The sequence below is a fragment of the Acinetobacter sp. WCHA45 genome, assembly GCF_002165255.2.
Taxonomy (GTDB): domain Bacteria; phylum Pseudomonadota; class Gammaproteobacteria; order Pseudomonadales; family Moraxellaceae; genus Acinetobacter.
In genome coordinates, this window is record NZ_CP028561.1 from 545,918 (window position 1) to 560,696 (window position 14,779).

Sequence of the window (14,779 nt, forward strand, 5' to 3'; positions counted from 1 at the left end):
CATGGCGACAACATTGAATCAAAATATTTGTTTTATTGGCGGTGGTAACATGGCGCAAGCCTTGATTGGTGGGCTACTTTCGCGTGGTTTACCGACGACCCGCATTACCGTTTCTGATCCAGTTGAACAAATTCGTCACATCTTAGAAGAAAAAAATATTCAAACTACAACAGAAAATGTGGACGCAATTAAAAATGCGGACGTTGTGGTATTAGCGGTTAAACCCCAAGTTTTGGCAACGGTATTACAACCATTAAAAGGTTTATTGTCAGATAAACTCGTGATCTCAATTATTGCGGGTGCTGAAATTCAAACGATTTCAGATTTAATTGGCGGTAGTCAGCGTATTGTTCGTGTCATGCCGAACACGCCAGCATTGGTACAAACGGGTGCACATGGTATTTATGCATCTGAAGCAGTAAATGCTCAAGATCGTGAATTAACCAGTCAAATTTTGGCTGCGACAGGTTTAACCATTTGGGTAGACAATGAAGCGCAAATTGATGCAGTAACAGCAGTTTCTGGTTCTGGTCCAGCCTATTTCTTTTACTTGATGGAAAGTATGATTCGTGCAGGTAAAAACTTGGGCTTAGATGAGAAAGTCGCGACGGCATTGACCCTGCAAACAGCGTTGGGTGCTGCACAAATGGCGATTACTAGCTCAAATTCTCCAACAGAATTACGTAAAAATGTGACGTCTCCAAATGGTACAACACAGGCAGCTTTGGAAGTGTTTGATCGTGCGCAGATTTCACAAAATATTCAAGCAGCGCTTGCAGCAGCTCAGAAGCGTAGCCAAGAGCTTGCACAAGAGTTGAGTGACAAGACTAAATCGGTTTAAGTAGGATAAGACAATTATGGGTGCAAGTTCTGCGCTAATTTTTGGTGTTTTGATCAATGTTGCAATTTTATTGATCTTTTTCCGTTTTTTAATGCAATTAGCGGCAGTCAGTCCATACAATCCTGTGGTTCTTTCAACCGTGAAAGCGACCAAGATTGTGGATGTTTTTAGCCGTATTTTTCCTACTCTAGGCAAAGGTCGTGTCAATTTAGCCGCAGTTGCTTTGTTGGTGGTATTGTACTTACTGAAAATTTTTGGGTTGATGTATTTGTCAGGACAAATGCCACATAGTGCGGTGTATCTTGTGATCACGACATTTGTAACAATGATCCAAGATTTAATTCGTTTCTGTCGTTATTTGATTTTTGCAACCATCATTTTGAGTTGGGTGGTGATGTTTACGCAGTCACGATCACCTTATATTGAAGTGATTCAAGAGCTTGCAGAACCTTTACTTGCACCATTTCGTCGTCTGTTACCGAATATGGGGATGATTGACCTATCTCCAATTTTGGCTTTCTTAGCTTTATATATTGCTGAGATCTTAATGAATGAAGCAGCTAAAGTTCTTTTAACAGGTCTTTAATCTGCTTCAAAATAAAAAAGGACTGTAGTTGATACAGTCCCTTTTTTATTTATATTATTTTAGTGAGCAGCATCCCAGTTAAGACCTTGCCCAACTTCAACCACAAATGGCACTGAAATTTCTAATACCGATTGCATCACTTCAGCAATTTGTTTTGAAAGTTCATCTGCAATAGCGACATCTGCTTCAAATACCAATTCATCGTGGACTTGTAATAACAGCTTAGCCTGATCTTTTGGTAGGACTTTATCAACTGCAATCATGGCGAGTTTAATGATATCAGCAGCACTTCCTTGCAATGGTGCATTGATTGCTGCGCGTTCGGCTGCCTGTTTGATCATTTTATTGGTTGCCATAATGTCGGGTGTATATAGACGACGACCTAAAATGGTTTCAACAAAGCCTTGTTCACGTGCAATCTGACGGGTACGTTCCATATAGTCGAGTACGCCCGGATAGCGTTGGAAATAGCGTGCAATATAGCTACGAGATTCTTCGCGTGTAAAGCCCAGTTGACGAGTAAGCCCAAACTCAGACATGCCATAGAGTAGACCAAAGTTAACGGCTTTAGCTTGTCGACGTTGATCATGAGTGACATCTTCAATCGCAATTCCCAAAACTTCAGCGGCAGTACGACGGTGTACATCTTGGCCTTGTTGGAAAGCATGCACTAACGCATCATCTTGCGAAAAATGTGCCATTAAGCGTAGCTCAATTTGTGAATAATCGGCTGCGAGTAATACACGACCTTCAGGCGCAATAAAGGCTTTACGAATCTGACGGCCAATTGGTGTACGAATTGGAATATTTTGCAAATTTGGATCAGTGGAAGATAAACGCCCAGTTGCCGTGAGTGCTTGGTGATAACTGGTATGTACACGATGCGTTGCGTCATGTGATTGCTCGATCAAGCGATCAGTATAAGTATTTTTGAGTTTTGCTAATCCACGATGTTCTAAAATGACTTCAGCTAAAGGATGTTCGATTTTCTCTAAAATACTTTCACTGGTGCTGTATTGACCCGTGGCAGTTTTCTTACCACCTTTAAGTCCAAGCTTATCAAATAGGACTTCACCCACTTGTTTAGGTGATGCGATATTAAAGGCTTCACCTGCTAATTCAGTTGCTTGGTTTTCTAAAGTTTGTATCGTTTCAGAGAACTCAACACTGAGTTGATCCAAAAATTGATGATCCAGTTTAATTCCATCTTCTTCCATACCTGTAAGCACACGTGCTACAGGCATTTCAATATTATGTAGAATATGAACAAGTTCAGGGTGGCTTTGAAGTTTTGCTTTTAATACTTCATAAAGACGGTAAGTGACATGTGCATCTTCAGCAGCATAATGTGCCGCTATTTCTAATTCAATCTGATTAAAGGTTTTTTGCTTTACGCCTTTACCTGCGATTTGTTCAAAAGTGGTGGTCAAATGGCTGAGATAAACACGAGCTACATCATCCATCCCATGACGGGTTGCCGCTGCATTGAGTACATACGAGGCAAGCATGGTATCGAAATACCAGCCTTGAATCGTGATACCGTGATTAGCAAAAATATGCGCATCATATTTTAAGTGATGACCAATTTTCTTGATTTGCTCATTTTCTAAAATTGGTTTGATCTGAGCTAATAATGTTTCACGGTTGAGTTGAACAGGCGCACCTTCATAGTCATGTGCAACAGGTATATAGTAAGCATCATGAGCATCGAATGCGATTGAGAAGCCGACTAACTCAGCAACACGATAATCTAGATTAGTAGTTTCAGTATCAATTGCAAAATGATCAGCATGCTGCATACGTTGAAATAAAGCATCCCAAGCATCTTGGGTTAATACAGTGTGATAGGTTGCAGTTCCGAGTTGATCATCTTGACTAGAAAGGTTAGCATGATCCTCAGTGACCACTTGCTCAACTTTTTGTTCGGCTTTGACAATACTTTGAGATGTTTGTTGGTAAGCTGCATTATTTGGATTGTTGGGATGGTCTAAAGATTGTAATTGGTTACGGAATTCTAGTTCTGTATAGAGGTCACGTAATTGATCTACATTTGGATTGCTTAGTTTTAAATCATGCCAATCTAAAGCTAAATCTAGATCACAGACAATACTGGCCAGTTGATGGTCAATCTTAATATTCTCTAAATTGTCTTTAATATTTTGGCTGATTTTGCCTTTCAGTTGATCAACATTGGCAATAATATTATTTAATGAACCATATTCAGTCAGTAGTTTTGCGGCAGTTTTTGCACCGACACCTGGCACTCCCATGATACCGTCAGAAGCATCTCCCATCAGGGTGAGATAATCAATAATTTGATGAGGATGTACGCCAAATTTTTCTAATACTCCAGCTTCATCTAACACACGTTCTTTAAAACTATCTTCGAGTTTAACGTGTTCATTAACCAATTGTGCCATGTCTTTGTCACCTGTTGAGATCAAGACATGGTGACCTTCAGCCAACGCACGTTTAGTGAGTGTGCCAATAATATCATCGGCTTCTGCACCTGGAAGACTATACAGAGGAATTCCTTGAGCTTTGATTAATGCATGCAAATACGGAATCTGTTGCGACAGTTCCTCTGGCATGCTTGGACGGTCACCTTTATAAATAGGTGATAATTTATGGCGAAAAGTTGGTTCTGGTGTATCAAAAATCACAGCCATATGAGTAGGCTGAATACGACGCATTAACTTTTGAATTGCTGAAATTGCGCCACGGATTGCGTTGGTGTGTAAACCTGTAGAGGTTGTTAATGGCGGTAAAGCGTGAAAAGCACGAAATAAAAAATAAGACCCGTCAACCAAGACAAAAGGTGGCATTATGCAAATCCTTATTATGAACTAAATGCCATTTTACGTGAAAAAGTAGTAGCTGTCCTTGTTGTCTTGTAGAGCAGTGGCAAACTGTGTCGCATTAAATAATTGCAGTATTTTGTATGTAAAAATGGCTGCTTATCAAGTGATCAAGTAAGATAACTTAAATGAAGCTGTCATAATTGATCTAAGTCTATGTATAAAAAAAATAAACAGGGAATTATTATCGTTTTAGTTGCTTTGACTGTGCTGCTTGCTTGCGCAATTGCATTTCAATGGCATGGAGCGATTGTTGCTGCAACAATTGGATTAACTGTTGTTATTGTGCACGTTATTTCAGAAATTCATCAGCGCTTACGCCAGCTAGAGCAGGCCGCGCCAAGTTTTTTTGCACAATCAGTGAATATAAATGGGCAAAAAATTATTATTTATGCTGCGGCACTCGTGGCACTTTTTGCTTACGCCAATACGTGGATGTGGTTAGCTGGCGGTGCATTATTGGTATTCATGCTATGTTTAATCCAAACGATCAGTGCATTTCAAACGCGACTGACTCATTTGGAACAATATGCAAATGTAGAGACTGACATAGAGGCTTTAGCTCAGCAAAAGATCAACGCCCAAAATATTGAACAGTATCTTGATGAAGCCAAGAAGACAGAAACTCAGACACCAGTTTTTGAACAACATCCTGCGTGGATGAAAGCTGATGATCAGGCGATACCAAATCAAAATAGTCAGTCACCTGTTGATTTTGAGCATCAAGCAACAACTCAAACAGTATCATGGTGGCAACCTGCACTTGATTGGATGATGCATGGCAATCCAATTTTACGCGTTGCAGTTGCAATATTAATGGTTGGCGTGGTGTTACTGTTACGCTTTGCTAGCGAGCATTGGCAATTGAGCTTGGGGGTAAAACTGAGTTTTATTGCTGTTGCTGGTGTTATCACGACCATTGCTGGTTATTTACTGCAAAAGAAAAACCAATTATTTGCTGTAGCTTTACAAGGCGTGGGTTTAGCAGTCGTTTTTTTGACCTTGATTTTCTCTCATCACTTCGCCGTGATTGCTAGCTTAAGCACAGCGAGTATTTTATTTGTAATTCTATTATTAGCGACGGTCTATCTCAGTTTAAAACAGCAAGCCTTGTATTTAGCGATGTTAGCTTTGAGCATGGCATATCTTGCACCACTGGTGATTCCACAAAATCATCCTGACGTGATTTTCTTATTTGGCTATTACTTTGTAATTAATTTAGCTGTTGCTGCGGTTAATTTTATTCAGCCGTGGAAAATTTTGCATCAAATCGCATTTTTTGCCACGATGTTTATCGGTGGTGCAACGATTGGAATCTATGCAAAAACATATCAGTTTGACACCTTGGATATGATCTTATGGCTGCATATTGCTTTATTTATTTGGTTAAGCATTCGCTATAGCCAACTAATGTTACTGACACAAACTCAAGATATAAGCATCGATCAGACAGTTCCTCAAAGTCGTCAACGTTTACAGCCTATCTTAGATGTTGGGCTGATTTTTAGCGTGCCTGTACTGGGCTTCTCACTACATGCCTACCTGATGCATAACTCCACCCAAGCGCTGACCTGGGGGGCAGTTGCCTTGGCAATTGTCTATATTGCATTAAATCTCTGGATTAAACGGCAGCATCCGCAACTTTCCATCTTGGCAAAAAGTTTCTTTATTCTTGCCGTAGTTTTTGTTGCCCTGATTTTTCCATTGGCTAAAGGGGCACATTGGACTTCAACGGGTTGGGTGATTCAAGGTACAGCATTAATTGTCTGGGGAGTAACTGAACGTTATCGTTTAAGTCGTTATGTGGGTGTTGTATTGGTGCTGTTAAGTTCAGTAGCACTCATTTTCCAAATTTGGTCAAATGACCACTTTCCGATACTCAGTACAGTCATCTATGCAATCGCTCAGTTTATTTCAGCTTACTATTTATTAAATTATCAACAAGTTGAAAAATATTTTAGTGCTCGAATGCTCAGTGGAATTTTTTTAGCATTGGGCATGTATGCAGGAGCGATTGCAGGCGTTGAATTGATACAGTGGCAACAACATGGACTGAGCCCATATTTAGCAATAGCAGTTTTATTATTGGCTTCGTTCAATCTAGTCGTTCGCTTTACATCAAGATTACAGTGGGGCAATGTACAGCTGATCTTATTGGGGAGTTTATTATTTCTGCTTTATGGTGAAAGTTTTGCAGAGAATGTTTATGTTCTGTTGCATTGGTCGAGTAAGTTAAATCAAGTCAGCTTTGCGGTTGCTTCGGTTGTATTGGCTCTAATGTTAATCACTTTGAAGAGTAATACTTCAAAGGAAAGTCTTATTATAGGGTCAAGCTTATTGTGGTTAAGTTTGGCGAGCATTGGTTTGTCGATTTTCCCAATAATGCCATTGATCGGATTAGTGATCATTCCAGTGTTATATGGAATATTTTTAATAGTCACTAAAAATACCCAACTTCTACAACAAATATCTGTGCTTAGTTTAAGCCTAGTTTGGTTAATCCTGATTAGTTTAGATATACATTCTGCTGAACAATATTATTTCTTACCTTTATTAAATCTTACTGATCTTTTCTCTTTATTGATCTTTATCGGACTGATCTGGATAGTGTATCGATACAAGCTAAGTGATGAGCATTCAATAGAATGGGGCTTTAAAGTCATCACTATTTTAGTCGGTTTATTGGTGTTGAGCAGCGTGGTGGTTCGTGCCATGCATCATTATCTGGGTACACCATTGTGGGGGTTGGACATTTGGTCAAATGGTGATGTACAACTCAGTCTGACTTTATTATGGGTGATTCTGGCATTTATCCTGATGACTTTTTCCAGTCGCCGTCATATTCGCCAAATCTGGTTTGTGGGTGCTGCGTTGTTGGGTATTGTGGTGGCTAAATTATTACTGCTGGACTTATCGCAAAGCGGTACATTGACACGCGTGATCTCATTTATTGGTTCGGGTGCGGTGATGCTGGTGATTGCCTATCTTGCACCGTTACCACCTGCGCTTGAGGAAAATAAGAAAGAGGGTTAATCAACTCTCTTTCTGCTCTTTTTTAAGTTCTTTCTGATGTGCATATTGATCGACTTCATCATCCTCTAATGGTAAAGGACGATCAATTAAACCCATTTTAGGTACAGGAATCTCAATTTGATTTTCTAAGAAACCATTGCGTACACGTTCTTGCATTTCATCGCGAACTTTTAATGCATTTTCCTGTCTACACCATACCGCAAACAGAAGTTCAATCGATGACTCCCTAAATGCTGTTACGGTAACGGTTGCTTTCGGATCATCCATGACCAAAGGATATTTAGCAGCAACATCTAAAAGTACTTGTCGTACTTTGATAATGTCTTCATGGAAATTGATCGCCAATGTAATTGGAATACGCCGTATTGGATATTTTGATAAATTCATGACGGGTGTTCGAATCAATTGTTCGTTTGGTAGGCGAATATACACATTATCCAGCGTGAGCAGTTTCACCGACAACAGGTCAATTGAAATGACTTGTCCTTCAATCGTTTGTCCGCGAATTAAGGTAATTTGAATCGTATCACCAACTTCAAATGAACCTTCACCGATTAAAAATAAACCACTGATCAAGTTGGTTGCCGATGTCTGTGATGCAAAACCCAAAGCAACGGTCAGAATTCCTGCTGCACCCAAGAACACGCTGAGTTTAAATCCAGCCTCTCTTAAGCTAGTCATAATAAATAACAGGAAAATAAAATAAAAAATCCCTCTACGCCATAGCAAGCGTTGGTGGGCATTAAAACGATTTCCAATTGTACGAATGAAGGCATTAGATACCAGTCTTGCGATTACAAAACCAATAAACGCTAAAATAATCGCAACAACGATTTCGCTTAAACGTTCGAAGTTAATATTGGTGAAAATACTGGCGAGACTGCTAGCAACATCCTTTGGAATATTCGAATCAGGCATAGCAACCTCTTAAAAGAATGAATCAAACATATTGAATAATGTACTTCCAGGCGCACGAGGAGGATGTACATAAATCACTTCACCCGCTTGAGTTGGGGTTCTATTCTCAATCCGAATACGTGCTGGATGATCCATACCTTCATAATAGACTTTGATTTGTGAAGTCCATAAACGACCTGTACTTTCGCTATAGAACAGAGGAAGCGCAGGGACAGGCACATTCATACGGTCAAAACGCAGTTGATGCTGACTGGTATTATGAAACTCAATCGGGGTGACAGCACGGAATGCACGCGGTTTGAGCAGATTTAAGTCGGTACGACCATCCACTGAGGTGGCATAACAAATTTCACCATGCTGAGGGTCTTTTCCAAACCAGGTATCTTTCGGTTGAATCACAGGAATATCAAATAAAGGCTCAGTCAACCCCTCAACCAGACCTGCAATCCATAGTGGGGTACTGATATATAAGGTTCCACGTTGGCCTGCTGGAATATAAATCGGATCAACGGGTTTAATCACCACAGAGCGATCTGCCAAACGGGGCATTAAGTGAAACGTACTATGGGTGTTATGGAACATATAACGTTCAATTTTTGCAGGTTGTGGCATTGCAAAAATCGTGTCATTCAAGACATGCCATTGCTGTTCGTAATCATGTTGAGATTGAGGACGATGATATTCCAAGCGCCATTCTTTAATGCCACGTGTCAGACGAAATAATAATGAACCAAATTGCCAAGCTTTGGCTTGTTGAATTTCAAATTGTTGTTCGCCCCACCATTTCAATTCGTTGGCATGTGGAGCTTGATATTGATTATTTTGAGACAAGATGCAAAATTCCTGTGTGAGTATGCTAAACAGACTTCACGCTGTAATCTGCTTAGAGTACACTCACTGTTTTCTTTTATCATTATTTGTGTGATGCAAATACTTAAACAAATACAAATTCCTTATAGTTTTGCTAAACGACATGGCGTTTTATTACGTTATGAAGGTGATCAAATTTTTATTGTGCGACGTAAGGACACCGCGCGTATTGCTTTGCAGGAAGCACGTCGAATTTTGGGGAAATCGGCTCACGATCAGTTGTGTACTGATCAAGAGTTCCATGCTCTATTGAGTTCGAGTTATGCAGGGGATACAGGTGAGTCACAACAGGTTGCGGCAGGTCTAGAAGATCATCCAGATTTATTAAGTTTGGCAGACCAAGTGCCTGAAGCTGAAGACTTGATGGATCAAGAAGATGATGCACCAATTGTTCGCTTAATTAATGCCTTATTGTCTGAAGCGATTCGTGTCAGCGCATCTGATATTCATATTGAAGCCTTTGAGAAAAAACTTTCGGTACGTTTACGTGTCGATGGTCAACTGCGAGAAATTGTACAGCCACGCCGTGAACTTGCGCCATTATTGGTATCACGTATTAAAGTCATGGCGAAACTGGATATTGCAGAAAAGCGTATTCCTCAGGATGGTCGTATTTCATTACGTTTAGCGGGACGTGAAGTGGATGTGCGTGTATCGACTTTACCTTCTTCGCATGGTGAACGAGTGGTCATGCGTTTACTAGACAAGCAAGCTGGGCGTTTAAATATGACTCATCTTGGTTTAATGAAAAATGACTATGAACGTTTAACGCAATTGGTACATCGCCCACATGGCATTATCTTGGTGACAGGCCCAACAGGTTCGGGTAAAACGACAACCTTATATGCTGCATTGTCTGATCTTAATGATAATACACGTAATATTTTGACTGCCGAAGATCCGATTGAATATCAATTGGAAGGGATCGGTCAAACGCAGGTCAATACTAAAGTTGATATGACCTTTGCACGTGCATTAAAAGCGATGCTACGCCAAGATCCAGATGTGGTAATGGTCGGTGAGATTCGTGATCTTGAAACTGCTGAAATTGCGGTACAAGCATCTTTAACAGGGCACTTGGTGTTATCTACGCTGCATACCAATACAGCAATTGGTGCGGTAACACGTTTAAAAGATATGGGGATTGAACCATTCTTGTTGGCAAGTTCTTTGATAGGTGTTATTGCACAACGTCTTGTTCGAACCTTGTGTCCACATTGTGTGACTTGGCGAAAAGCAGATGATTTTGAGCGACAAGTGTTCCAACATCTCAAAGTTGATGAATATATGCAGTTACCTGAACCGCATGGTTGTGAAAAATGTTCACATGTTGGCTTTAGCGGACGAACTGCAATTTATGAAATTGTGCCAGTAGATGATTCGATGCGCCGTTTGATTCATGGTAATGCAGCTGAGTTTGAATTAGAAAATCATGCGCGTCGCCATGCTGCTTCGATTCGTGATGATGGTTTATTGAAAGTGTTAGCTGGAAAAACCACGTTAGAAGAAGTATTGCGTGTGACGAATGAAGCTGCAGAAGTGTAAATACGATATAAGTAAAAAAACAGCATGGATCACCATGCTGTTTTTCTTTGTAAAATCTGAAATCATTATTCAGTGGTTACGATATTAAAATTCACATCAATATTGCCACGAGTTGCATTTGAATATGGACAAACAATGTGTGCAGCAGCAACCAATTGTTCAGCTTCAGCTTGTTCCATACCCATCAGATAGACATTTAAAGTGACTTCGATACCAAAGCCATTTGGAATTGGACCAATTCCCACTTCACCTTCAACATAAGCATCTTTCGTAATTTTGAATTTATCTCGATTTGCAACAAATTTCATTGCACCTAAGAAACATGCTGAATAACCCGCCGCAAAAAGCTGTTCAGGATTGGTCACCTCACCACCAGCACCGCCCATTTCTTTTGGCACACCTAACTGAACATCTAAGACACCGTCTGATGAAGTTGCACGACCATCACGACCACCTGTAGCTTTTGCTTTTGCACGATAAACGACTTGTTCTAAAGACATGATTTTTATTCCTGAATAAATATTGTGTACAATTAAATCGTACACGATATATCTAGGAATGCAAGTTATCGATTTGTAAACTTAGCTTCTATTGCGTGAGATGGTGACGTAATGTCGCAAGCTGATCTTTAAGCTCTGTAAGTGATGTGGTTGAACAGGCCGCTGCTTCTGAAATTTTGGATGGAATATCGACTGCTTGTAATTTTAAAGTATGACCTTGTGGCTTAAGAGAAATAATAACCTGTCTTTCATCTTCGAGTGAGCGTTTGCGTGAAATTAGTTGTGAGGCTTCAAGCTTTTTTAATAATGGAGTGAGTGTGGAAGATTCTAAGAATAATCTTTCTCCGATCTCAGACACACTGAGTTGATCCCTTTCCCAAAGCACTAACATTACCAGATATTGAGGGTAAGTTAATCCGAGAGGAGAGAGCAATTGACGGTAGACTTGATTTAAGGCAAGGTTGGTTGAGTAAATCAGAAAACAAAGCTGATTATCTAATAGTAATTGCTTATGTTCATCACCCATGCGCTTCTCAAACAGTATATTCATGTGATCATTATATCGTGATCTGCTTATGATTAGTTACGCAGATTTCATATCAATCATTACCAAAGCTCAGTGATTTTTTTCATCAAACGCGCCCTATAACGTGCTGTTGGATTATTAGGGTTATTAAGCGCTTCTTGTGCATAATATTGTTGCCAAGCAACAATCATGTCTAAAGTTGCACCTTTTTGTTTGATAATAAGCACGTCTTCTCGCTGGATATTATCTAATCTTTGTCTCGCACCTTCAGAACCTGTTCCCCAACCAATCACCCATTGCCCAAAAGAGTTTAATGATAAATTTTGCGGTGTAGATAAGATACTTTGTGGACTGGCATTGGTTTCAACGATTGCTGCATGAAGTTGTGCAATTGCCCCTATAAAAAATAAAAAAATGAAAATTACTTTAAACATAAATCAAACTTAATACGAATGAATTGAGGGTATTACATCATGTATAGAATACGACGATTTGATCTTGTTCTACCATGATAAATAAAGCCTATTAAATCATGATCCTACAAAACATACATTTATGAAAATTGACTATAACAGTCAAAGTGATGCCATATGAGGATAAATTGAACAAAAGTATGCTTAGATAAAACGATTGTTTTTAATAATTGATAAGTTTGCGATGCTGCATTAATGGCATTGCTAGTCGAATATCATTTTGTTCAGCTAGGTCAAATGAAGATGTAATTAAACCATGTCCTTCAACTGTAATCATTTCTAATAGTTGCCCTCGGCTATTTGTAATCCCTGCATGACCCCAAGTTTGACGCTGTTCACCATGCCAGCCTTGCTGGGCTGCACCAAGCACATAACATTGGCTATCCATTGCACGTGCTTGTAATAGTAATTGCCAATGAAGTTGCCCTGTAGTGTAAGTAAATGCAGCAGGCGCGGTTAGAATGTTTGCTCCTTTGGTGCGTAACATCAACGAGAGTTCTGGAAAACGCAGGTCATAACACACCATCAGTCCGATATTGCCAAAAGGTGTTTTGGCAACTACAACTTCATCACCAGGTTCAAAGAATCTTGATTCCTGATAACCACCGACAGCATCACTGACCTGAACGTCAAATAAATGGATTTTGTCATAACGCGCTTCAGTTTTTTCAGGACTAATGCATAAACTGACGGTTCTAACTCGACCATCATTAATGATTGAACCATCAGGACGAAACGGGCAAGGGAGGGTACCTGCGATAATCCAGATTTGATAACGATGAGCCAATTGTTCCAATCGTTGTTGGATGCTCTCGAATTGTGCTGCTGTCTCGCGTTGTTTCCCTGCTGCAAAACAAACAAAATTTTCTGGGAAAACAATAAGCTCAGCAGCTTGAGCCTTACTTTGTTGGATCAATGATTCAATGACGATGAAATTTGCTTCAATGTCATTTTGAGAGTTCATTTGTGCAACAGAAAGTAAGGTCATACAAGCATCACAATTTAGTTTTCAGCAATTATGCATTTTGTTTTTGTGAATCAAGAGATAAAAACTCTTGTTCTTTTTGCAATTGCTTTACAAGTGGCTCAAACATATTTTGGTTGTTTTCATTTAAACGCATTAGTGTTTTATGCGCATCTAACACAGTGTTGAGCATTGCACTATGTGTAACGTGCTCTTCAGTTAATTCTAAAGTGCATACGTTTGGATCGCCGCAATAATTTAAAATCACAAATACCTGACCTAGCCCCATACTGTTGGCTAAAGTTGTAATATCTGGATTTGTCGAGAGCATAACAGCTTGAATATGATGAACTTGTTTAAGCTTAAGACCTAGTTTTGCAAGTACACCCAAGACTGTGCTGTCAATAAATGTAGTTTCAGTTAAATCAACAATTGCACCGACAACATTCTGTTGCTGTTCAATTTTGTTGAGTAACTTGTCTAAACTTATACAAGAGTGAGCGCGCACTTCGCCAATAAGCTTGAAAATATGCGTTCCGTTCAAACTTGCATATTCAACATGACCTGTTGACATATAAATGCCATTTTCAGAGAAAGGATATAAAATTATCCCATAGTGATATTCTAGACACAAGTGGTTGGATGCTGTGATCTAATTAAAATATTGATTTTAGAGTTAATTCATTCGACATATGCTTAATATTGCAATATCGTCAGCAACATGATCTGGTGCTTTGAAAGCGTCATGCTGAAGATGTTCGACCAATTGATTAAATTGATCATTCAAACCGCCGTCAAATGGTTCAAGTGCGCCATCAGAACATAATATAAAACGAGCATTACGGCTCAGCGTACAACAATGTTCTTCAACTTCTAGTTCTTCAGTAAGACCTAATGGAAAGCTACTTGTTGTAAGGATTTGTGGTGGTTGGTTGGGCTCAAAGATAATTGGAGGAGGGTAGTGCCCAGCACTTGACCAACATACTTCATGAGTTGCTAAGTTTAATATTCCCGCCACCATAGTAATATGCTTTTCAATATTTTCTTGTACTAACATTGCATTTAGTTTTTGAATCAATTGACTAGGTGTTTTTGATCGGCCATGAAATGCCGCCATCCAAGATGTCAGTAAACTACTTGTTACCCCATGACCTGAAACATCTGCTAAATAAAACAAGACTTCATCATCATTTAATCTCCAGTAATCATACCAATCTCCTGACAGGTAAGCTGAAGGCTGAAAAAATGATTCAAATTGATAGTTTGGTAATTCGATCGGGTTTGGTAATAATCTTTTTTGTAGTTCTGCGGCGGAAGGTAAATCTCTACTATCTTGATTACGTTTATATTGAGCATCGATTTTAAATAATGAGTGAACAGGATTTTTGGGTAATTCACTCCAAATCCATCCTGCCAACGCACCCATTTCCCATGCTTGAGCTAATGCAGTTCCTTCATGTTCAAAAGCAAGAACAATTGTAGGTAATTTCCATTGGTATTTTAAAAAATCTTGTACATCGGCAATAGCAATTATTGTTGGATCATACAAATCTAAATCATCGATATGAATGATTTGTAAACTCGGTAACTCATTTAGTGCTTGTTCTAAATAAGATATTGAGCGTGTGGGTTGAATAAAATACATAGATAAGCAGCCGACCTTTT

13 protein-coding genes are annotated in these 14,779 nt (G+C 39.4%); 4 read left to right on the plus strand and 9 right to left on the minus strand.

The genetic code is table 11. The features are described 5' to 3' along the window. Position 1 precedes the first annotated feature (1 nt). Both proC and CDG55_RS03965 read left to right on the plus strand, forming a co-directional pair. On the plus strand, positions 2-841 hold the full coding sequence (proC, locus tag CDG55_RS03960; RefSeq protein WP_087536613.1) for a pyrroline-5-carboxylate reductase: 840 nt from the start codon (positions 2-4) through the stop codon (positions 839-841). A 16-nt stretch (positions 842-857) separates the two neighbouring features. Continuing rightward, positions 858-1,427: a YggT family protein gene (locus tag CDG55_RS03965; RefSeq protein ID WP_005164419.1), complete on the plus strand. Its 570-nt coding sequence runs from the start codon at positions 858-860 to the stop codon at positions 1,425-1,427. A gap of 59 nt (positions 1,428-1,486) precedes the next feature. Here the strand turns inward: CDG55_RS03965 and polA are convergent, their stop codons facing one another. Beyond that, positions 1,487-4,252, minus strand: a complete 2,766-nt coding sequence (gene polA, locus CDG55_RS03970; protein WP_087536614.1) for a DNA polymerase I — start codon at positions 4,250-4,252, stop codon at positions 1,487-1,489. A gap of 189 nt (positions 4,253-4,441) precedes the next feature. Here polA and CDG55_RS03975 point away from each other — a divergent pair, with 189 nt between their 5' ends. Further along, positions 4,442-7,318 carry a DUF2339 domain-containing protein gene (locus tag CDG55_RS03975; RefSeq protein WP_087536615.1) on the plus strand — a complete coding sequence of 959 codons (2,877 nt, stop codon included), beginning with the start codon at positions 4,442-4,444 and terminating at the stop codon, positions 7,316-7,318. On the opposite strand, the gene CDG55_RS03980 is transcribed toward CDG55_RS03975, so the two are convergent. Next, positions 7,319-8,236: a mechanosensitive ion channel family protein gene (locus CDG55_RS03980; protein WP_087536616.1), complete on the minus strand. Its 918-nt coding sequence runs from the start codon at positions 8,234-8,236 to the stop codon at positions 7,319-7,321. Positions 8,237-8,245: 9 nt separating this feature from the next. Further along, a complete protein-coding gene (locus tag CDG55_RS03985) occupies positions 8,246-9,067 on the minus strand; it encodes a hypothetical protein (RefSeq protein WP_087536617.1) in 822 nt (273 codons plus the stop codon). A gap of 93 nt (positions 9,068-9,160) precedes the next feature. Between CDG55_RS03985 and gspE the strand changes: the two genes are divergently transcribed. Beyond that, the gene (gene gspE, locus CDG55_RS03990; RefSeq protein WP_005164434.1) at positions 9,161-10,651 is read left to right on the plus strand and encodes a type II secretion system ATPase GspE; all 1,491 of its coding nucleotides are present in this window, start codon (positions 9,161-9,163) and stop codon (positions 10,649-10,651) included. Positions 10,652-10,716: 65 nt separating this feature from the next. Here the strand turns inward: gspE and CDG55_RS03995 are convergent, their stop codons facing one another. The 6 genes from CDG55_RS03995 to gigA all read right to left on the minus strand — a co-directional run bounded on the left by CDG55_RS03995 (position 10,717) and on the right by gigA (position 14,759). Continuing rightward, complete coding sequence (locus CDG55_RS03995; protein WP_087536618.1) at positions 10,717-11,151, minus strand: organic hydroperoxide resistance protein; 435 nt, start codon at positions 11,149-11,151, stop codon at positions 10,717-10,719. Between the two features lie 88 nt (positions 11,152-11,239). Next, complete coding sequence (locus CDG55_RS04000) at positions 11,240-11,677, minus strand: MarR family winged helix-turn-helix transcriptional regulator (protein WP_087536619.1); 438 nt, start codon at positions 11,675-11,677, stop codon at positions 11,240-11,242. An 80-nt stretch (positions 11,678-11,757) separates the two neighbouring features. Next, positions 11,758-12,111 carry a DUF4951 domain-containing protein gene (locus tag CDG55_RS04005; protein WP_087536620.1) on the minus strand — a complete coding sequence of 118 codons (354 nt, stop codon included), beginning with the start codon at positions 12,109-12,111 and terminating at the stop codon, positions 11,758-11,760. A gap of 202 nt (positions 12,112-12,313) precedes the next feature. Next, a complete protein-coding gene (locus CDG55_RS04010; protein WP_087536621.1) occupies positions 12,314-13,138 on the minus strand; it encodes a carbon-nitrogen hydrolase family protein in 825 nt (274 codons plus the stop codon). Positions 13,139-13,166: 28 nt separating this feature from the next. Beyond that, entirely contained in the window at positions 13,167-13,688 is a 522-nt protein-coding gene (gigB, locus tag CDG55_RS04015; RefSeq protein ID WP_087536622.1) for an anti-anti-sigma factor GigB, read from the minus strand. A 102-nt stretch (positions 13,689-13,790) separates the two neighbouring features. After that, positions 13,791-14,759: an RsbU family protein phosphatase GigA gene (gene gigA, locus CDG55_RS04020; protein ID WP_087536623.1), complete on the minus strand. Its 969-nt coding sequence runs from the start codon at positions 14,757-14,759 to the stop codon at positions 13,791-13,793. Positions 14,760-14,779 lie beyond the last annotated feature (20 nt).